Source organism: Calidithermus terrae, from assembly GCF_003574345.1.
Taxonomy (GTDB): domain Bacteria; phylum Deinococcota; class Deinococci; order Deinococcales; family Thermaceae; genus Calidithermus; species Calidithermus chliarophilus.
Window position 1 is genome coordinate 1 of the sequence record NZ_QXDL01000013.1, and the last position, 17,719, is coordinate 17,719.

17 protein-coding genes and 1 riboswitch are annotated in these 17,719 nt (G+C 67.5%); of the genes, 5 read left to right on the forward strand and 12 right to left on the reverse strand.

The annotated features are described in order from the left end of the window. Nucleotides 1-123: 123 nt before the first annotated feature. On the reverse strand, nt 124-795 hold the full coding sequence (locus Mterra_RS02870; protein ID WP_245971500.1) for a DUF4397 domain-containing protein: 672 nt from the start codon (nt 793-795) through the stop codon (nt 124-126). Between the two features lie 261 nt (nt 796-1,056). On the opposite strand from Mterra_RS02870, the gene Mterra_RS02875 reads away from it, so the two are divergent. The 5 genes from Mterra_RS02875 to Mterra_RS02895 all read left to right on the forward strand — a co-directional run bounded on the left by Mterra_RS02875 (nt 1,057) and on the right by Mterra_RS02895 (nt 6,850). Beyond that, entirely contained in the window at nt 1,057-2,217 is a 1,161-nt protein-coding gene (locus tag Mterra_RS02875; RefSeq protein WP_119313790.1) for an ATP-grasp domain-containing protein, read from the forward strand. A gap of 10 nt (nt 2,218-2,227) precedes the next feature. Continuing rightward, nucleotides 2,228-2,968 (forward strand): esterase family protein, encoded by a 741-nt coding sequence (locus tag Mterra_RS02880; RefSeq protein ID WP_119313791.1) that lies wholly within the window; start codon nt 2,228-2,230, stop codon nt 2,966-2,968. Between the two features lie 198 nt (nt 2,969-3,166). Then, complete coding sequence (plsX, locus tag Mterra_RS02885) at nt 3,167-4,165, forward strand: phosphate acyltransferase PlsX (RefSeq protein ID WP_119313792.1); 999 nt, start codon at nt 3,167-3,169, stop codon at nt 4,163-4,165. 61 nt (nt 4,166-4,226) lie between these two features. After that, complete coding sequence (locus Mterra_RS02890; protein WP_119313793.1) at nt 4,227-5,294, forward strand: mechanosensitive ion channel family protein; 1,068 nt, start codon at nt 4,227-4,229, stop codon at nt 5,292-5,294. Nucleotides 5,295-5,332: 38 nt separating this feature from the next. Further along, complete coding sequence (locus Mterra_RS02895; RefSeq protein WP_119313794.1) at nt 5,333-6,850, forward strand: carboxylesterase/lipase family protein; 1,518 nt, start codon at nt 5,333-5,335, stop codon at nt 6,848-6,850. A gap of 48 nt (nt 6,851-6,898) precedes the next feature. Here Mterra_RS02895 and Mterra_RS02900 read toward each other — a convergent pair whose 3' ends face one another. The 11 genes from Mterra_RS02900 to Mterra_RS02950 all read right to left on the reverse strand — a co-directional run bounded on the left by Mterra_RS02900 (nt 6,899) and on the right by Mterra_RS02950 (nt 17,436). After that, nucleotides 6,899-8,401, reverse strand: a complete 1,503-nt coding sequence (locus Mterra_RS02900; RefSeq protein WP_170159529.1) for a hypothetical protein — start codon at nt 8,399-8,401, stop codon at nt 6,899-6,901. 131 nt (nt 8,402-8,532) lie between these two features. After that, entirely contained in the window at nt 8,533-9,213 is a 681-nt protein-coding gene (locus Mterra_RS02905) for a hypothetical protein (RefSeq protein ID WP_119313796.1), read from the reverse strand. A gap of 8 nt (nt 9,214-9,221) precedes the next feature. Then, nucleotides 9,222-9,905: a hypothetical protein gene (locus Mterra_RS02910; RefSeq protein WP_119313797.1), complete on the reverse strand. Its 684-nt coding sequence runs from the start codon at nt 9,903-9,905 to the stop codon at nt 9,222-9,224. Nucleotides 9,906-9,914: 9 nt separating this feature from the next. Beyond that, nucleotides 9,915-11,096, reverse strand: coding sequence for an outer membrane protein assembly factor BamB family protein (locus Mterra_RS02915; RefSeq protein ID WP_147372520.1), 1,182 nt, complete (start codon nt 11,094-11,096; stop codon nt 9,915-9,917). A gap of 35 nt (nt 11,097-11,131) precedes the next feature. Continuing rightward, nucleotides 11,132-12,502, reverse strand: coding sequence for an esterase/lipase family protein (locus Mterra_RS02920; RefSeq protein WP_119313799.1), 1,371 nt, complete (start codon nt 12,500-12,502; stop codon nt 11,132-11,134). Then, the gene (locus Mterra_RS02925; protein WP_119313800.1) at nt 12,502-13,449 is read right to left on the reverse strand and encodes a hypothetical protein; all 948 of its coding nucleotides are present in this window, start codon (nt 13,447-13,449) and stop codon (nt 12,502-12,504) included. Before Mterra_RS02925 ends, Mterra_RS02920 begins: the two co-directional genes overlap by 1 nt. Nucleotides 13,450-13,789: 340 nt before the next feature. Continuing rightward, a complete protein-coding gene (locus Mterra_RS02930; protein WP_119313801.1) occupies nt 13,790-14,308 on the reverse strand; it encodes a response regulator transcription factor in 519 nt (172 codons plus the stop codon). Nucleotides 14,309-14,396: 88 nt separating this feature from the next. Next, on the reverse strand, nt 14,397-15,110 hold the full coding sequence (locus Mterra_RS02935; protein ID WP_119313802.1) for a hypothetical protein: 714 nt from the start codon (nt 15,108-15,110) through the stop codon (nt 14,397-14,399). A gap of 48 nt (nt 15,111-15,158) precedes the next feature. Then, nucleotides 15,159-16,106 carry an acetyl-CoA carboxylase carboxyltransferase subunit alpha gene (locus Mterra_RS02940; RefSeq protein ID WP_119313823.1) on the reverse strand — a complete coding sequence of 316 codons (948 nt, stop codon included), beginning with the start codon at nt 16,104-16,106 and terminating at the stop codon, nt 15,159-15,161. Next, nucleotides 16,090-16,944, reverse strand: coding sequence for an acetyl-CoA carboxylase, carboxyltransferase subunit beta (accD, locus tag Mterra_RS02945; RefSeq protein ID WP_119313803.1), 855 nt, complete (start codon nt 16,942-16,944; stop codon nt 16,090-16,092). Before accD ends, Mterra_RS02940 begins: the two co-directional genes overlap by 17 nt. A 102-nt stretch (nt 16,945-17,046) precedes the next feature. After that, nucleotides 17,047-17,436, reverse strand: a complete 390-nt coding sequence (locus tag Mterra_RS02950; RefSeq protein ID WP_027891775.1) for a bactofilin family protein — start codon at nt 17,434-17,436, stop codon at nt 17,047-17,049. 125 nt (nt 17,437-17,561) lie between these two features. Further along, nucleotides 17,562-17,684, forward strand: a riboswitch (cobalamin riboswitch). Nucleotides 17,685-17,719 lie beyond the last annotated feature (35 nt).

Below are 17,719 nucleotides of genomic sequence, written 5' to 3' on the forward strand. Positions count from 1 at the left end.
CCGACGCGCCGGCGGTGGACGTGTGGGTCAACCACGGGCCACGAGCCACGGGCTACGAGCTGACGGCTGGGGGCTGAAAGCTGAACGCTCAGGGCTTATCGCTTACCGCTCCCCACGCGGGAACTACTGGCCTCCCGTCAAGGGGTTGTCCAGCACCAGCACGGCCTCGAGCGAGTTGGCGGCCACGCTGCCTACGACGAAGACGGAGTAGACGCGGCCTGCCTCGAGCCGCACCTCGGGGAGGTTGAGGGCGGCGGTGGCGGTGCCGGTAGGGCGCACCTCGACGGGGTAGCCGCGGGCGGGGATGGCGACGTAGGGGGTGGCCTCCCCGAACTTCAGGTTGTTGCGCAGGAGCAGGGGCTGCTCGCCGGACAGCACCGCGTCCACGGGGGGCGCGTCGGGGGAGGCGTGGACCAGCCGCACGCTTGCGCTGCCCTCGGGCGGGGCGGCGATCTCGTCGAGGAAGAGCCGGGCTTGCACGTCCTTGGCGAAGCCCACGGCGGCCACGGTGTAGCTACGGCCGGCCTCGAGCGTCACCCGCGTGTCGATGAGCCGCGGCGTGACCTGCCCGGCGGGCATCACCCAGACCTGGTTGACCCCGCCGCGCACGTTGAGGTAGGCGCCGACGTTCTTGTAACTCACCCGGCTCAGCACCCGCACCCCGTTGACCCACACGTCCACCGCCGGGGCGTCGGGGGAAAGGTGGGCGACGCGCAGCCGCGCCTGGCTACCCTGCGTCAGCCCCAGGCCCAATCCCAACACCAACAAACCCGCCAACAGCAGAATCCGCTTCATGGGGAATCCTCCTCGAGGCTGGCGCCACTCCAGCTTTATCGAGCTTAGCCGCTCTCCCGCGCCCGGCGGCTAGGGCTGGGTTACAAAAGTTGGTCGAGGGTCTAGGGCCAAAGCGTACGACGTACGACGCAATACACCCCCGCGCCCGGCTATCAGCCCGTTCCCCCTTCAGCGTAGAATGGCGGCGTAATCAGGACTCATCCCGTCGGCAGGCTCGGCATGGCAGCGCTTTGACGTCCCTACGAGAGGAGGAGTAGCGCGATGAACGTGGTTTTTCTCTCCCCGCACTTTCCCCCCTGGTACTACCTGTTTTGCGTGCGCCTGAAGGAGGCCGGCGCCAACGTATTGGGCATCGCCGAGGAGCCGTACGAGGCGTTGCGTCCCGAGCTGAAGGCGGCCCTCACCGAGTACTTCCGCGTGACCGACATGCACCACTACGACGAGCTGGTGCGGGCGCTGGGCTACTTCACCTTCAAGTACGGCAAGATCCACCGCCTCGACTCGCTCAACGAGTACTGGCTCGAGACCGAGGCCATGCTGCGCACCGACTTCAACATCCCCGGCATCGACCTCGAGGGCATCGCCCACGTCAAGCGCAAGTCGGAGATGAAGCGGCTGTTCATGGAGGCCGGGCTCAAGGTCGCGCGCGGCAAGGTGGCCCAGACCGCCGCCGAGGCCGCCGCCTTCGTGGCCGAGGTGGGCTACCCCGTCGTCGCCAAGCCCGACGTCGGGGTGGGGGCCGCCAAGACCTACAAGATCACCAACGACGAGGAATTGGCCGAGTACCTCGTCTCCAAGCCCCCCGTGGACTACATCATGGAGGAGTTCGTCTCCGGCACCATCGTCACCTACGACGGCCTCACCGACCGCGAGGGCAAGGTGGTCTTCGCCTCGACCATGATCTACAGCACCGGGGTGATGGAGTCGGTGAACCAGGGGCTCGACATCTGGTACTACATCCCCCGCGAGATGCCCTCCGACCTCGACGAGGCCGGCAAGGCGGTGGTGAAGGCCTTCGGCGTGCGCGAACGCCCCTTCCACTTCGAGTTCTTCCGCCAGGCCGACGGGGGGTTGGTGGCGCTCGAGGTCAACATGCGCCCGCCGGGCGGCTTCACCATCGACATGTTCAACTACGCCAACGACATGGACTTTTACAAGGAGTGGGCCAACATCCTCGTCCACGGCCGCTTCGAGGCCGCCATCACCCGGCCCTACAACTGCGCGTTCATCAGCCGCAAGGACCACAAGCGCTACGCCATCCCCCACGAGGAGATCCTGCGCCGCTACGGCCACCTGATCGTGCACCACGCCCGCATCAACGACGTCTTCGCCGCCGCCATCGGCAACTACGGCTACATCCTGCGCTGCCCCGACATGGCCCCCATCGAGGACGCCGCCGCCGCCATCCACCTGCCCGCGTGAGCCCCGAGCCATGAACGTCGAATACCACCGCCACTACAGCGAAGCCCTGGGCCACGACATGGAGTTCAAGGTCTACGGCGACCACGGCAAGCCGCTGCTGGCCTTCCCCGCCCAGGACGGCCGCTTCTACGACTGGGAAGGCTTCGGGATGGTCGAGGCCATCCGGCACTTCCTCGAGGCCGGCAAGGTCATGCTCTTCACCGTTGACGGGGTGGACTGGGAGAGCTGGACCAACCGCCACGTCCCGCCCCAAGACCGCGCCCGCCGCCACCAGGACTACGACCGCTACGTCACCGCCGAGTTCATGCCCCTGCTCTTAGAGCGCACCGGCGGCACCCCGCCCTGGGCCACCGGCTGCAGCATGGGCGCCTTCCACGCCGCCAACTTCTTCTTCCGCCACCCCGACCTCTTCGACGGCGTGATCGCCATGAGCGGCCTGTACAACACCGAGGAGTTCACCGGCGGCGACGGCGGCATGGACGCCTACTACAACTCCCCCCTCTGGTACCTCCCCGGCCTCACCGACGAGGCCACGCTCGAGCGCTACCGCCAGAGCTCCATCGTCTTCTGCGTGGGCCAGGGCCGCTGGGAGGAGCGCATGATCGAGCACACCCACCAGATGAAGGCGATCCTGCAGAGCAAGGGCATCCCCGCCTGGATCGACTTCTGGGGGCACGACGTGGACCACGACTGGCCCTGGTGGCGCATCCAGTTGCCTTACTTTTTGGGGCACATGCTCAGGCACGGGTGAGGGGGTCGAGGGTCGATAGCCGATAGCCGATAGCCGAACGCTAAACGCAATACGCAAAACGCCCTTTCTCTACCCCCCCTTAACAAGGGGGGCTGGGGGGGATACCCCCTCCCCGCACGCGGGGAGGGAAGGGGAGGGGCCCACCACAGGCCATGAGCCACGAGCCACGGGCCACCTGAAACCCGATACAATCCCCTCATGAAGCCGATCGCGCTCGACGCCATGGGCGGCGACTACGCGCCCAGGGAGACCGTGGCCGGGGCGGTGATGGCCGCGAAGGAAGGCGTTCCGGTGGTGCTGGTGGGGCAGAAGGCCGCGCTCGAGGCCGAGCTCGCCAAGCACTCGGCGACGCTGCCCGTCGTGGACACCCCGGACTTCATCCGCATGGAGGACCACGCCACCGACGTGCGCAAGCGCAAGGAGGCGTCCATCAACGTCTGCATGAACCTGCTCAAGGCCGGGGAGGCCGGCGCGGTGGTGGCGATGGGCCACACCGGGGCCACGCTGGCCTCGGCGCTGTTCACGCTGGGGCGCATCAAGGGGGTGGAGCGGCCCACGCTGCTGGTGGAGATGCCCAGCGAGAAGGGCCGGGTCTTCCTGGCCGACGGCGGGGCCAACGCCGACTGCCGCCCCAGCTTTTTGGTGCAGTTCGCGGTGATGGCGACCGCCTACGCCCGGGCCAACGGGGTCGCCGAGCCCACGGTGGGCCTGCTCAACATCGGGGAGGAGGACGAGAAGGGCGACCAGCTCCGCCTCGAGACCTTCCCTCTGCTCAAGGCCACCCCCGGCATCCGCTTCGTGGGCAACGTGGAGGGCCGCGACGTCTTCAAGGGCACCAGCGACGTCGTCGTCACCGACGGCTTCACCGGCAACGTGGTGCTCAAGCTCTCCGAGGGCGAGGCCCGCACCATCCTCAAGTGGGTGCGCGAAGCGCTGACGAGCTCCCTCCTCGCCAAGCTGGGCGCGCTGCTGGTGCGGGGCCCCTTGCAGGGCCTGCGGGCGAGGATGGACCCCGCCGAGTACGGGGCCATGCCGCTGCTGGGCGTGGAGGGCGCGGTGTTCATCGGGCACGGCTCGGCCGACGCCCGCGCGGTGCGCAGCGCCCTGCGCAAGGCCAAGAGCGCGGCGGAGGCGGGCCTGGTGGAGCGGGTGCGCTCGGGCATCGCCGAGCTCACCGCGGGCAGCCCCTCGAGCTGACCTCCCCCGGCCCGGCTTTCACCCAGGCCCCCGGGCGCTGTGGATAAGCTTGTGGACAACTATGGACTCGCTTAGCTGGGAACAGACCCTCACCGGCCTGGCCGTGGTGATCGTCGCCCTGGTGGTGGGGCGGCTGGGCGCGCGGCTGCTCAACTGGATCGGGCGGCAGACCGCCAGCCAGAAGGACGACCGCTACTGGGCCTTCGCGGGCTGGGTGTGGTGGCTGGCGGTGGCGCTTTCGTCCTTCTCCTTCCTGCTGCGCACGCTGGGCATCCAGCTCGAGCCCCTGCGCACCGTGGGCAAGCTCTCCGAGCTGCTGGGGGTGCGCGGGGTGGCGGGCCTGCTCATCCTGGCGCTGGCGATCCTGGCCTACCAGGCCATCCCCCGCCTCATCGGCCGGTTGGCCCAGCAGGGGGGCGAGGGGGCGGAGTTCACGCGCGAGCGCGTGCGCATGCAGACCCTCAAGAGCGTGCTCGAGTCGGGCCTGCGGGTGCTGGTGCTGGTGCTGGGCGGCATCTTCTTCCTCTCCAACCTCGGCTTCAACGTCACCGCGCTGCTGGCGGCGGCGGGGGTGGCGGGCCTGGCGATCTCCTTCGCCGCGCAGAACCTCTTCCGCGACCTCATCAACGGCTTCTTCATCCTGCTGGAGGACCAGTTCGGCGTGGGCGACGTGATCACCGTGGGGCAGCTCTCGGGCTCGGTGGAGCGCTTCAACCTGCGCATCACGGTGCTGCGCGACATCGACGGCAAGGTGCACTTCATCCCCAACTCCCAGATCACCCAGGTCACGGTGATGAGCCGCGACTGGGCGCGCGCCCTGGTGGACGTGAGCGTGGCCTACGGCACCGACATCGACCGGGCCATCGCCGTCATCACCGACGAGGCCCAGCGCCTCTACGACGACCCCGAGTGGCACGACCGCTTCACCAGCGAGGGGGTGCAGGTGCTGGGGGTGCAGCAGCTCGCCGACTCGGGCATCGTGATCCGGGTGCTGCTCAACACCAAGCCCAAGGAGCAGTGGGCCATCGGGCGCGAGTTCCGCCGCCGCATCAAGGTGCGCCTCGACCGGGAGAACATCGAGATCCCCTTCCCCCAGACCAAGATCTGGCTCGAGAAACCCCCCGCCTGATTACGGATTTTTTACGCTCTTCGGGCAAGAATGGGGCCATGCCGCGCCTGCTCGCCCTCCTGACCCTGCTGGGCCTCGCCCTCGCCGAGGGCGCCTACGTCTTCACCCCGCAGGGCACGCTGCGCGGGGGGGTCAACGCCCAGGCCCAGGTGGCCTACTTCCTGGGCATCCCCTACGCCCGCGCCGGGCGCTGGAAGGCCCCGGTGCCCGTGGAGCGCCTCGAGGGGGTCTTCCAGGCCACCGCCCCCACCACCGCCTGCCCGCAGCGGCGCTCGCTCACCACCGACCTAGGCAGCTACCTCCCGCCCAAGAGCGAGGACTGCCTGAACCTGGGGGTGTGGATGCCGCTGGGCTCTGCGCCGCCCGGGGGCTGGCCGGTGATGGTATGGATCCACGGCGGCAGCTTCACCGGCGGGAGCTGGGCCGAGCCGGTGTACGACGGGACGGCGCTGGCCTCGAGGGGCGCGGTGGTGGTGGGCGTCAACTACCGCCTGGGGCCGCTGGGCTGGCTGGCGCTCGAGAGCCTCAAGGCCGAGTCGCCGGAGGGCTCGGTGGGCAACTACGGGCTGATGGACCAGGTCGAGGCCCTGCGCTGGGTGCAGCGCAACGTCCGGGCCTTCGGCGGCGACGCGGGCAACGTCACGGTCTTCGGGCAGTCGGCGGGGGGGATGTCGGTGTGCACGCTGATGGCGAGCCCCAAGGCCCGGGGGCTCTTCCACAAGGCCGTCATCATGTCGGGCGGGTGCGAGTACGTGCGCACCCCCCAGCAGGACCGCGAGTTCGTGGCCAAGTGGGCCGAGCTGATGGGCTGCCCCGGCGCCGACCCCGCCTGCCTGCGGGCACTGCCCCTCGAGCGCCTCTTCCCCGCCTCGGGGCCGGTGCTCGACGCGCTGCGCAAGCTCGAGGAGGGCGGCTTCGCGAAAAGCCCCTGGAAACCCCACGTGGACGGGGTCTATCTGACCAAGACCCCCCTCCAGGCCCTCCAGGACGGCGACGCCGCCGGGATCCCCCTGATCGCGGGCGGCACCTTCCAGGAGAGCTGGGGCGAGGTGGGCGGGGGGCCCGGCAGTTGGGAGGAGTTCGCCAAGCGGGTCGAGGAGGTGTTCACCGGCAAGGGGCAGCCCTTCGCCGAGGCCTACCGGCCGCTCTACCCCCGGCCCAACGAGGCCTGGGGCTACTTCCAGACCGACCGCTACCTGCTGTGCCCGAGCCTCGAGGCCGCCCGCGCCCAGGCCCCCCACGCCCCCACCTACGCCTACCTCCAGACTTTCCAGAGCCCCTACCTGGGCAACCTGGGCAGCTTCCACGGCATCGACATGCCCCTGCTCTTCGGCACCCACACCGCCTGGCCCTCGCTGGTGCTGTTCTTCACGCTCGAGGCGCTCGAGAAGGGCCGGCGCTACACCGAGGAGCTGCAGCGCGCCTGGGTCAGCTTCGCCCGCACGGGCGCCCCGGGCCCCGAGTGGCAGGGCTACGAGCAGGGGCTGTACCGCTTCGCCGACTCGAGCGGCATGGTCGCCAACGGGTACACCCTGCGCTGCGGGCTGTTCCGCTAGGGCAGGGCCCAGCGGGCGAACGCGAGCGACCCCGGCCTTACTCGACCCTCAACACCTGGACGGCCCCCGCTCGAGGCAGCTCGAGCCGGCAGGGCCCCTGAACCTCCCGCAGCGCGAAGGCAGCGGGCGGAAGCGTGCTCGGCCACTGGGGGTGGGTTTAACCCCGTTCAGCTCGAAGGCATGCTCGGGCGTGAGCCGGACCTCGCCCAAGCGCAGGTCCACCCCCAGGTAATCGCCGGTGACGGGGTCGAGCACCCTCGGCTCGAACTCGGCCCAGGCCAGGCGGCCCTCGCCCGAGAGCGCCAGGGTCCACCAGTAGCGCCAAAGCGCCTCATTGGCCTCGATGGCCGCGAGCCTGGCTACGTCCTGATGACTGGCGGCTCGTTCGGCAATGACCCTGCGGGTAAAGCGCAGCCCGCCCTTATCCACCAACCCGCCGTTCTGCAAGACCAGACCTCCCGCCCGTTCCATCAGGTAGCGCAGGTAGAGGTAGGCCGCCCCCCGCCGCTCGACGGTGTCCCCCCGGCCGTTCAGGTCGGCGGCCGTGAGGCTGGTGCCGGGGGCTCGCTCGAGGTACCGGCTCACGAAGGCCAGGTTGCCGCCCAGCAGGTTGTACCCGCACAGGTCCTCGGCCAGGTGCGACATCCCCTCGTTGAGCCACAGCGGGCTCAGGGGCGGGTCAGGATTTTCGACGTAGGGCAGGGTGTAGTTGGAAAAGTTCACCAGGTGCTGCAATTCGTGGCAGGCCGTCGCGGTGAGGGAGGCTGGGGAGAAATTCAAGTCCTCTGGTTGCGGGACACCCAGGTAGAGCACCTCGGCCTCGTTGCTGTCGGGGTTGTCCGGGCCCCGCGCCAGCAGGTCGCCGGCGTAGAAGAACCCCACGGCCACGCCCGACTGGTTGAGCCGGGGCGTGAACAGCAGCAGGACTCGAGCGTTGCCGTCCACGTCGGCGTGAGGCCCGAAGGCAGCCCTGACCCGCTCGAGGATCTCCCCGTCGAAAGCCCGGACGATGGGGCCCACCGCAGCCGCCAACTCGCCCACGTCGTACCCGGCGGCCTCGTGCACGTAGGCCAGGACGTTGGCACCGGCCCACACCAGCCGGGCCTCGATCAACTCGCTGCCCGGCGAGTCCAGGTCCAGCAGGCGAAAGCTGCGTTTGCTGCCCAGTTCCGGCAGACCCTGGAGCTGTTTACCTGGCTTCAGCCCGACCTTGCGCTGGGGTTTTTGCAGGAGCTCGCGCTCGAGGGCTCGAACCGGCTCGTGCCAGGGGGTATGGCTCGGCGGTTGGGTCCGTGCCGAGGGTTCGCCGGCCCGGATCGGCTTCCCGGAAGCGTTTCCCCAGATCACGCGGTACTTGCCCGGAGGAAGGTCCAGCTCAGCCGTCCCTTCGGGGACGGCCCGGATCACGTCGAGGGGATAATCCTCTTCGACCTCGAGCTCGAGGCTCGCCTCCCCCGCACCCTCCGCACGAATGCGGTGGGTTCCAGGGCTCAGGCTTCCTCTCCAAACACGCCCCTGGCCCAGGTATGCCTGCCCGTCGAACCACCGCACCTCGGTATTGGCCTCCAAATGGACCGGGTTCGCGAGTTTGGCCCCTGGTGAGGGGAAACGGATCTCGGGAGCCGGGCCCCGGGCACATCCCGCCAGCCACAGCCCGCACACCGCCAGGGCAACGGCACCTCTCATGGGACGACCTGAAAGCTATAGCTCGGCCCCTGGGTGCTGGTGTAGCTCAGGTAGCCCCTCGAGTAGTCCAGGTCTCCGGACTGAGCGCTGGCCGTGACCTGCACCGTGGCCGCAGCCCCCACCGCGCTTGCCTGAAAGGTATTCGGCGGGATCACGTAGCTGTAGCCCCCGCTGACCGCCACGCTGCCGACGGCCTTTCCGCCCTGCCGCAATTCCAGCAGATAACGCTCGGCGCCTTCGACGGGCCTCCACTCCACCCGGATGGGCGTGCCGGCTCTGAGCTTTTTGAACTCTTCGGCCTTGCTGCCCTCGCCGTCTTGTACCGAGACCACGCCGGGTTCGGTGGGGAACACCTGCACCGGGAAGGACAGGCGCTGCCTGCCCGAGCCGAGGCTGTCGGCCTCGAGGCGGTACTCCCCCTCCAGGGCAGGGGCGGTGAGGGCATAAGCATTCTTGCGGGCGTCGAAGCTCACGAGGCCGACCGCCCCGCCGGGGTCGGTGAGCTTGACCAAGGCGCCCGAAAGGCTCTGCCCGTCAGCGCCCTCGAGCACCGCGCTGAGGTTGAGGGTCGGGCCGCTCACCTCGGCCGTGACCCGGATGCGGGCCTCCCTTTTCGTGCAGGCCGGAAGGGCCAGGGCACACAACGCCACCAGGGTCAGGGTTTTATGCGAGACCATCGCTCTGCTTACTCCCGTAGGCCGCCCTCGAGGCTCGGATTCACGCGGAAGACGAGGCCGCTACGCAGGCCGTACCGACCGCCGCCTACCCCCGAAGCGTTGGCGTAGGTCTCGAGCATGAGGCTGAGGTTTTCCGTGAGCTCGACGTCCCAACCCAGGCTCATCTCGAGGCGGGTAATGTCCAGCAGCGCCGGGAATATCAGTATGGCCAAAACCCAGGTGGTGCCGTCAGTCGCGGCCTTCTCCTGGTATTTGCTCAGGTCATCGCTATCGACGCCGAACCCCAGCGTTCCCCACAGGCGCCCAACGCTCACGAGATCCAGCGGCCACATTCTGGAGTAGGCGGCATAAACGCTGGCCTTGGGTTGGGAAATCCCGTTCACCTCGAACAGCAAGCGCGACGGAACCGCGCCGGGCTCCCCCACCTCGAACGCCAGCCATCCTCCAGGGCCGAGGGCTGGACCGCCGTCGGAGGGGCTCGAGTAGTGAAACCCCAAACGCACTTTTCCCGCAGTCAGCGTGGCTGGCGAAGCCTCCCGCGGCTCCTGCTGCTCGGCCGGTTCCCGCGCGAAAGCCAACCCCACGACCAGCAAAACTCCCGCCAGACCGCGCGCCCAGCCTTGGCTCAACCAGCCCATTTGGGCGACAAGCCTCTTGAATGCAGCCCACGGCTGCACGACGTATAGCCTCATGAAAGCCTCCTAACGCAAGGGTTTGTACGCGTAGATCGGGTTGCCGTTGACGATGACCTCGCCGTTGTACAGGATCGGGGCCGTTGAAGTCGCCTGGTAGGCCCGGGTGCGCGACACCGCCAGCACCTTCCCCGTCGCGGCGTCCACGGCCCACAGGTGCTCGTTGCTCGCGTAGACCACGCCGTTGTGGTACAGGGCTTTCTGGTTCGCCGCGCCGAAGGTTACTTTGGCCCACGGCGCCACCTGCCCCGCGTCCACGGTCCAGGCGATCGAGCCGTCGCTGAGGTTGAAGGCGTGGAAGCACACGTTCGAGTTGCGCAGCACGTAGGCCTTACCGCCGCCGAACTCGAGCGGCCCCCCGAAGCCCCCTTCGACCACCCCGCCGCACTGCACCTCCGGCGATACCCAAAGGCGCTGCCCGGTACGGCGGTCGAAAGCCTGCAGGGTTGCACCTGCCGACACGATCACCCGATCCCCATCAAAGCCGATGGATTCGGTCCCTTCGTACCAGCTTTTCACGTCGCCGGGGCGGTTGAGGTCAGAGTACTTGGTGAAGGCTTTCCAGATGAGACTGCCATCCTCGCCGGAATATTTGTACAGGCTGGCGTTCTCACGCCACTCTTTGCTGCCTCTATCCGAAAATCCCACGTACACATCCCCATCCGGGTCAACCCGCATGATGGTTGCGCCGCTAATGAGCTGCACCCTCCACAACTCCTTGGGATCGACGGCATCAGAAATGTCGTAGGAAACGAGAACTTTCTCGCTGACCACGAACAGCTTATCGCCGCTAACGATCGGGTAATTCTCGATGCTGTCCATCCCGGAAGGGTTAGGCAGGGCGACTCCCCTTACCAATTCCCCTGTATCTACTCGAGCGATCCACAGCCGGTAGGGAACATTCTGGCCTTCGTCACCTTCATACGTGTAGAAAAAGCCATCCTTCGTGCTGACCGACCGCCGTCGGTTGACATAATTCGAGTGCCGCCATTTGAATTGGCGGCTTTTCAGGTCAATCCCGATCGCCCATGGCGAGTAAGGGTAGGAAGTAATAACCATATCCCCAACCGGGCTAAGGGGGCCGTAGCCCCCCCAACCTTCAGGGTCTTCAATCTTCCAAACGGGTTTGATATCGGCCACCGCAGCATGGGGGTCGAGCAGCCCACACCCCGCTACCGCCAGCAAACTCACACCTACCGTAAAGGGAATGAGTGGAAATAGCCTCACTAGCGCCACCTCGCCGCTTGATAGAGTTGGTGGATCGCGTCCGGCGTATCAGGATGTACCGCCTCCCCTTTCTTGCCCACATGGTGGGCATCCGGCAGGTTTTTGATCATGGCGACCCCAATGCCCAGGCGTGCGGCATTTCTGAACATGTAGTTCTGCGAGTCCTCGGGCACGATGCTGTCTCCCCGACTGCTGCCTACCACCACCGTATTCCAAACCCACGGCAAGGCGGCAAATTCGGTCGCCAGCGCCGTTTGAGCTATGGCTGCCGGAATCTGCCACCAATTCCAAGGCATCCAGGCGATCGCCCATGTAGCTGCGGCCAGGACACCGAAGTAGGTGGCCGTTCCCATGCGGGCTGCAACCCACACGGCCTCGCCGTTGGTGGCCGTGGCAATTGCCGTCAAAAGGTTACTCAAAGGGGTAGAAACCCAATTTGCGATCGGGATGCCGTTAAGGAGGCCCACGACATCAGCCGTGACCTTAATCGGGTGGCCGTTCAGGCCGACGAAGTTATCGAGGTGGTTGGCCTGTCCAACGATGTTCATCACGGCCACTCGAGCCGGGAGCGGGCGATAAGCGGGGTTCTGCATGTCGCACACCTGTACCCACTGCCCCACCGAAAAGCTCCCCATCCCCATCTGCGAAGCCTGCTTCGTGAGCACCCACCGGCACTGGTAGTTGTTGTGCCGCCCCACCATCGCACTGTTCGGGCTCATGTCGCCGCGCCCTGCACCCACCACGTCATTAACAACGTGATTGGTGATCAGGATAGGCACCACCGCGGCAGCGATGGCTGCCGCCGGACCCTGCCACGCGCTCGCCTGCCCCGAAGCCCAGAAGGTGCTCGCCATGGAACTGGTGAACAGAAGCCCTATGTTCCAGGCGGCAAATCCGGGGGCGTTCTGGGCGATCGCGGCCCCGTTGAGCGGCGAACCCATGGTGACCAGGCCCGTCACCTTGCTCCGGGCGAGGCTAAAGTCCCCGTTGCGGTCGCCCACCGACTGCAGGAACTCGCGCGAGCGTAGGCCGCCTTGGCTGTGCCCCACCAGGATCATCTTGTCCACATCCCGGGCGAGTTGGTTGACGGATTTCGCGTAGCTGGTCGTGTGCGATTCGCAGGCGTTCTCGTAGACCTGCTTGTTGACGTCGAAGGCTTTGGTGTTGCAGGTGACGCCCTGAACCCTCGCGACGCCGTCCAGCGTTTGCAGGTACTGCTCGAGCGTCTGCCTGCCGTTGGGGGTGGTCATGGCTTCCTGGAACATCCCGTAGCCGGAGTTAATGCCGTGGGCGAGCTCGAAGCCCATCCTCTGGGCGAAGGCGCCGGGCAGCAAAGCCAGGGCCGAGAGTGCGATCCACCGCAAGCGCATCACTTACCTCCGAAGGTGAAGTAGTCGGCCTCGAGGGTGTTGACTTGTATGTCCTCGTAGCGGATGGTCTGCTGCAAAGTCTGGGTGTTCGGATCAACCGAGCCTTGGCCGACGGGGGCCGAAAACTCGGCCACTACCTCCTCGCCCGGTTGCAACTGAAGTTGCTCGCCGGGCTTGAGCTCAGCGTCGGCGACGGGTAATTCCATCGTCGGCTGGCGCAGGTCCCCTTGAAGGGTCACGGTGGAGGTGGTGTCAATCTGATAGGGCACCGCGACGTCGGCGGTGTTGGGCAGCTGGGTGTACTGGACCTGGCTGACCGCCTCGAGCGTGGCGGACGGGCTGACGATGACGTCATCGACCTGGGTCACCGCGCCAACTCCCGCATCAAAGGTCAGCGTGAGCTTGCGGGTCACGCTGTCGCGGGAGTAGGTGCGCCGCACGGTGAGAAGTTGGGCTTTCTTACCCACGAGGTCGAAGCCCGCCCTTTGGGCGGCAGCCTGGAACTGATCGGGGGACATGCGGCGGAAAGGACGGCGCAGGTCGCCAAAGCCTACCTGTAGGCCTAAGGCGTCGTCCATGAGCAACTGGCCGAGACCCGACGCGTCGAATTGGGGGTCCAACTGCCGGTTATCCGCGAAGTACACTCGAGCCGCCTTCTGGGCGTAGTCCGTAAGGATCACTCGAGCGCGCTGGTCGGGCAGCATCCCGGCCGGTACGTCCAAGCGGGTTTTGAGGTTCCCGTTTTCGAACAGATAGGCCGCACGCAGCCCCTGCGGAGACTGGGTCCGCAGCCCCATGAACGGGGCTGCCGTCGCCGCGTTTATCTGCACCTGAAAAGTCCGAATCTCCTTATCGGCGCCAGGCCCCACCCGGACGATCGGGCTATCCTTCGAGCCGCAGCCGGCCAGTAGCAGGAGCAGAGCACCCCCCACGACGTGCCTAAGCATGACTGGTCCCCCGCTCATCGCATACGAATATTTCAGATACGTTCACGTGTGCACCTCCTGCCCCGGCCCGGGGCAGGACCAAAGTAGGGTTTAGGATCTAACCCCAAAAGCGCAATTATTCCCGGCAGCGGCTAGGAGAAATTACCCAGTTATACCGGCTTCACAAAGCTACGCTTCAAATCCGTCAGGGGTAAATCTTTGTGAAGCCCAGGGCACTCCCTTCGGCCGGGGTGGATAGCCTCCCATCGGGAGACTATCCACCCAAACCGGGTGTTACAACAGGACCTAGACAAAAGAACGGCCCTCGAGGGCCGTTTCAACGAGGCGTAGGGCTTTCGCCTCAAGGCAGCTCGACGCGCAGGCCCAGGTAGAGCAGGCCCACCTGCGAGCGGTTGTCGGCGCCGATCTTCTGCTTGAGGCTGTAGACCCAGTTGGACACCGTCTTGGGCTCGACCCGCAGCTCGCGGGCGATCTCCTTGTCGCTGAGGCCCCTGACCAGCAGGCGGGCCACCTGGCGCTCGCGCTGGGTAAGGGGTTCGGCGGCCTCGAGCCCCGGGATAGGGAGCACCGCGCCCGAGGCGACGAGCTCGAGCACCTCCAGCATGCGCTGGGGGGAGACGGGCTCGAGCAGCACCGCCGCGGGGCGGTGGCCGGCGAGGTCGTGGAGGTAGTGGGGGGAGGCCGACTGCGTGGCGACGACACAGGGCGGCTGCAGCAGGGGGAGCACCTGGAGCGCGAAGCCTACGGGCTGGTCGAGCACCAGGGTGACCGGCTTGCTCAGGCGCACCGTGCCGTACAGGGCTTCGGCCGCCGAGCAGAGCCAGGGGGAGGAACCGTGGATGGTGACGCTCTTGGACATGGAGACTTGGCCTCCAAAAACCACCGAGTACAACGAGCCTATCTGTAGCCAAGCCAATTTTCAAGCGGTGGAATCGTTACGCGGAGTGTTACGTGGAGGGCTCGAGGGCCGACGAGGCCACCACCTGCATCCCGGCGATCCACAGCGAGGTGAAGCCGACCGTCACCCAGGGCGGGGGGTCGAAGCCGCCGATGATCCCGACGACGCGGGCTAAGCTCACCAGGGCCAGGCCCCACACCACCCGCAGCAGGCTCTCGCGCAGGCGGTTCTGTGACATCAGCGCGGCCTGGTGGGCGAAGAGGAAGAACAGCGCGAAGGTGACGAAGGTGTAGAGCGCGACGGGGGTGAAGTAGGGCCGGAAGAGCCAGGCCAGCAGGGTGCAGGCCGCGCCCGCGAGCAGCGAGCCGGCCGCCGCGCGCCGGGCCACGCCCGGGCGGTACAGGCCCAGCCGCTCGAGGGCCCCCGGCAGGCCGAAGGCGTAGAAGGCGGCCGTGAGGGCCCCGGCCATGAACAGGCTCTCCTGCAGCCAGCCGGTGGGAACGGAGAAGGCGCGCTGGAAGGCCAGCAGCAACTCGGCCGCCCCCAGCACCCCGGTGGCGACCCCCATGCCGTGCATGGCCCGCTGGATGGGGGGCGGCAGGTAGGCCGCCATGCGGAAGTACCCGGCGAAGGCGACGAAGTTGGCGTAGGCGATGGCCCCGCTGAGCCACTGGGGCTGTTGGGTGATGGCCCATAGCCACAGGAGCCAGTTGAGCCCCAGCGCCACGGCCCAGGCCTGGTTGCGCCGCAGGGTGGCGAGCATCAGGACAGTTTTTCCCAGCCCAGAGGGGCCGGGAAAGGGCAGTTTTACCTATTCGGCGTAGACGCCCAGGCCCCTGAAGCGCCGGTAGCGGTCCTCGAAGAGCTCCTCCGGGCCCAGGTCCTTGAGCTCGGCCAGGGTCTCCAGGAGCGCGCTCTTGAGGTTGGCGAGCGTGGCGGCCGGGTCGCGGTGGGCCCCGCCGCCCGGCTCGGGGATCACGCGGTCAACGACGCCGAGTTGCAGCAGGTCGGGGGCCGAGAGCTTGAGGGCCTCGGCGGCCTTGGCGGCCTCCTTGGAGTCGCGCCAGAGGATGGCGGCGCACGACTCCGGCGAGATGACGGAGTACCAGGCGTTCTCCAGGATCAGTACCCGGTTGCCCACGCCGATGGCGAGCGCGCCGCCCGAGCCGCCCTCGCCCAGGATCACCGCGACGGCGGGCACCCGCAGGCGGGCCATGCGCTGGATGCTCTGGGCGATGACCCAGGCCTGGCCGCGCTCCTCGGCCGAGATGCCGGGGTAGGCGCCGGGGGTGTCGATGAAGGCGAAGAAGGGCTGGCGGAAGCGGTCGGCGAGGTCCATCAGGCGCATGGCCTTGCGGTAGCCCTCGGGGTGGGGCATGCCGAAGTTGCGCTGGATGTTCTCCTTGGTGTCGCGGCCCTTCTGCTGGCCGCAGACCACGACCGGGGTGCCCTCGAGGTAGGCCAGCCCGCCCACGATGGCCGAGTCGTCGGAGAAGGTGCGGTCGCCGGAGAGCTCGAAGAAGTCCTGGAAGACCCCGTTGAGCACGTCGAGGGTGGTGGGGCGGCCCGGGGTGCGGGCGAGCTGAACCCGCTGCCAGCGGGAGAGGCCGCCGTAGGTGTCGCTCTGCAGCTTCTTGAGCCGCTCGCGCAGCACCGACAGCTCGCCCTCCAGGCCCACGCCGCTCTCCTGGGCGTACTTCTCGAGCTCGGCGATGCGGGCCTCGAGCTCGAGGATGGGCTTCTCAAACTCCAGCGGCACGGGCACCTCCTGCGAGCTGCTTGAGCACGCGCGCCACCGCCTCCTTCAGCATCCGGCGGTCAACGACCTTGTCCACCATGCCGTGCTTGAGCAAAAACTCCGAGCGCTGGAAGCCCTCGGGCAGGTCCTGGCGGATGGTCTGCTTGATCACCCGGGGCCCGGCGAAGCCGATGAGGGCGCCCGGCTCGGCGAGGATCACGTCGGCGATGGCGGCGAAGCTGGCGGTGACGCCCCCGGTGGTGGGGTCGGTGAGGATGGAGACGTAGGGCAGGCGCTTGGCCCACAGCCGGTCGAGGGCCAGGGTGGTCTTGGCCATCTGCATCAGCGAGAGGGCGGCCTCCTGCATGCGCGCCCCGCCCGAGGCCGAGACGATCACCAGCGCGCGGCCCTCCTGGGCGGCGAGCTCGGCGCCGCGGGTGATCTCCTCCCCCACCACGCTGCCCATCGAGCCCCCGGCGAAGGCCGCGTCCATGACCATCAGCACGCTGGGCACGCCGCCGATCAGGCAGCGCCCGCCCACGATGGCGTCGGGGCGGCCGGCCTCCTTCTGGTAGCGCTCGAGGCGCTTGGCGTAGGGCTCGGTGTCGGTGAAGTGCAAAGGGTCGGCGGGCTTGAGGCGGGTGGTCTGCTCGAAGGAGCCGGCGTCGGCCAGGGACTCGATGCGGCGCATGGCCGGGAAGCGCATGTGGTGGCTGCACTTGGGGCAGACGTAGAGGTTTTGCTCGAGGTCTTTCTTGTAAATGGGCGCATCGCAGCTCGGGCAGCGCGTCCACAGCTCGGGGACGTCGCGGACTTCACCCTGGGTGCGCCGACGGCGGAACAAACGTTCGAGGGCCACAGCCCAACCACTTTACCGCTTTTGGCAGGGGTTTTGCCTTTACGCGGTCTAAGAAAATGCCCGGAGGGCCGTACAAATCGCCCTCCGAGCCACCTGGGCGGCTTACTCGCTGGCCGTTTTGGACGGCTGGGGCAGCGCGGCCTTGACCTCCCCGGTCTGGCTGCGCCCGATGAACACCGCCCCCGCCTCGATGTCGAGCGCCCGCGCGCGCACGTCGCCCTCGAGCTGCCCGCTCTTGGTGAGGGTGAGCTTGCCCTCCACCGCGACGGCCGCCCGCACCTTGCCCTGCACGTGGGCGTTCTTGGCCTTGACCTGCTCCCCCTCGATAAAGCCGGTGGGCCCGATCTCGAGCTCGCCCTCCACCAGCACCGAGCCCCGCACCGTCCCGTCGATGCGCACCTGCCCCTTGGCCTTGAGGTTGCCCTCGAGCTCGGTGCCCTCGGCCAAATAGGTCAGCGAAGCGTTGGGTGAAGACTTACCACGACTCAGCATCGGCTCAGTTTACCCCTCGCCCAGCCGGGACTGGACCCGGCCCCGGACAGATGAAGGAAAGCCAAAGGAACCCTACGGGCCTATAGACAAGGTACTCAACCCGTAGTAGATTTCTCGGCAGAGACCACAAGATGTGGTCTCTGGGCCTGGAGACAGGGGAAGTGCGGTGTGAACCCGCCGCTGTCGCGCAACGGTGATCGGGGCCTGACCCCGTAAGCCCGAACGCCTGCCCAGATCCTATCCCTCGCCCCCGCGTCAGGGGCGGAAAGGATGGTAAAGGTGA

Excerpts from the sequence above, each read along its gene's own strand:
- Mterra_RS02870 (WP_245971500.1), bottom strand. The coding sequence starts at position 795 with ATGAAGCGGATTCTGCTGTTGGCGGGTTTGTTGGTGTTGGGATTGGGC.
- Mterra_RS02875 (WP_119313790.1), top strand. The coding sequence starts at position 1,057 with ATGAACGTGGTTTTTCTCTCCCCGCACTTTCCCCCCTGGTACTACCTG.
- Mterra_RS02880 (WP_119313791.1), top strand. The coding sequence starts at position 2,228 with ATGAACGTCGAATACCACCGCCACTACAGCGAAGCCCTGGGCCACGAC.
- plsX (WP_119313792.1), top strand. The coding sequence starts at position 3,167 with ATGAAGCCGATCGCGCTCGACGCCATGGGCGGCGACTACGCGCCCAGG.
- Mterra_RS02890 (WP_119313793.1), top strand. The coding sequence starts at position 4,227 with ATGGACTCGCTTAGCTGGGAACAGACCCTCACCGGCCTGGCCGTGGTG.
- Mterra_RS02895 (WP_119313794.1), top strand. The coding sequence starts at position 5,333 with ATGCCGCGCCTGCTCGCCCTCCTGACCCTGCTGGGCCTCGCCCTCGCC.
- Mterra_RS02905 (WP_119313796.1), bottom strand. The coding sequence starts at position 9,213 with ATGGTCTCGCATAAAACCCTGACCCTGGTGGCGTTGTGTGCCCTGGCC.
- Mterra_RS02910 (WP_119313797.1), bottom strand. The coding sequence starts at position 9,905 with ATGAGGCTATACGTCGTGCAGCCGTGGGCTGCATTCAAGAGGCTTGTC.
- Mterra_RS02920 (WP_119313799.1), bottom strand. The coding sequence starts at position 12,502 with ATGCGCTTGCGGTGGATCGCACTCTCGGCCCTGGCTTTGCTGCCCGGC.
- Mterra_RS02925 (WP_119313800.1), bottom strand. The coding sequence starts at position 13,449 with ATGCTTAGGCACGTCGTGGGGGGTGCTCTGCTCCTGCTACTGGCCGGC.
- Mterra_RS02930 (WP_119313801.1), bottom strand. The coding sequence starts at position 14,308 with ATGTCCAAGAGCGTCACCATCCACGGTTCCTCCCCCTGGCTCTGCTCG.
- Mterra_RS02935 (WP_119313802.1), bottom strand. The coding sequence starts at position 15,110 with ATGCTCGCCACCCTGCGGCGCAACCAGGCCTGGGCCGTGGCGCTGGGG.
- Mterra_RS02950 (WP_027891775.1), bottom strand. The coding sequence starts at position 17,436 with ATGCTGAGTCGTGGTAAGTCTTCACCCAACGCTTCGCTGACCTATTTG.